1 protein-coding gene is annotated in these 1,256 nt (G+C 40.6%); it reads right to left on the bottom strand.

What is annotated here, in order from left to right; translation table 11 throughout:
- A partial coding sequence (locus tag KO527_RS00105; protein WP_216038404.1) for an Ig-like domain-containing protein occupies positions 1-1,256 on the bottom strand: 1,256 nt, incomplete at both ends.

The raw sequence follows: 1,256 nt of genomic DNA, 5'->3' as shown, positions 1-1,256 counted from the left end.
GTAAAGCTTTCTGCATTACCATCGCCATCAATATCCACTGTGAAACTTTTGATCTCGGTATTATCCGCTTCATCATTGGTTAACACATTGCCTGTTGCAATCTCATCTTCATTGATTTCTTGAACATCAGCGACTGTATCTGTATTCACCGCTTTGACTGTGACAATCACTGTTGCTGTATTGCCTTCCGCATTAGTGTAAGTAAAGGTATCTGTGCCATTAAAGTCAGGATTTGGCGTATAAGTGACTGTGCCATCTTGATTAATAACTACTGTGCCATTTGAACCATTGGTTACCGATACAACCGGAGATTTTGACCCATCTGCATCAGTGTCATTAGCTAATACATCAATAATGACTGAGCCGTCTTCATTTACAGTCGCGGTATCATCTTTGATAACCGTTGCATCGCCATCTGGTGTTACATTCACAGTGACTGTTGCTGTACTGCCTTCCGCATTAGTGTAAGTAAAGGTATCTGTGCCATTAAAGTCAGGGTTTGGTGTATAAGTGACTGTGCCATCTTGATTGATAACAACCGTACCATTTGAACCATTGGTTACCGATACAACCGGTGATTTTGAACCATCCGCATCGGTATCATTGGCTAATACATCGATTACTACAGAGCCGTCTTCATTTACAGTCGCGGTATCATCTTTGATAACCGTTGCATCGCCATCTGGTGTTACATTCACAGTGACTGTTGCTGTACTGCCTTCCGCATTAGTGTAAGTAAAGGTATCTGTGCCATTAAAGTCAGGGTTTGGTGTATAAGTGACAGTACCATCTTGATTAATAACAACTGTGCCATTAGTGCCGTTGGTGGCTGAGACTACTGAAGATTTTGACCCATCTGCATCAGTGTCATTAGCTAATACATCGATAACCACTGAACCGTCTTCATTTACAGTCGCTATATCATCTTTAATAACCGTTTCATCATCAACAGGTGTAACAAATACTGTAACTGTTTCGGTGTTACCTTCAGCGTTGGTATAAGTAAATGTATCAGTACCATTATAATCAGGATCAGGTGTATATGTTACGGTGCCATCAGGATTAATTGAAACTGTGCCATTTTCACCATTTGTAACTGATACAACGGGCGATTTTTCACTATCGATATCAGAGTCATTAGCTAATACATCAATAACAACTGAGCCATCTTCGTTTACTGATGCTGCATCAGCTTTAGTTTCTGTTGCATCGGCCGTTCCATTTACGGTAACTGTTATTTCATGTGTTTGACCATC

This window comes from Pseudoalteromonas sp. C2R02 (assembly GCF_018860845.1).
GTDB lineage: Bacteria > Pseudomonadota > Gammaproteobacteria > Enterobacterales > Alteromonadaceae > Pseudoalteromonas.
The sequence above is the reverse complement of the archived record's forward strand: the minus strand, read 5'-3'. Positions and strand labels throughout refer to the sequence as shown.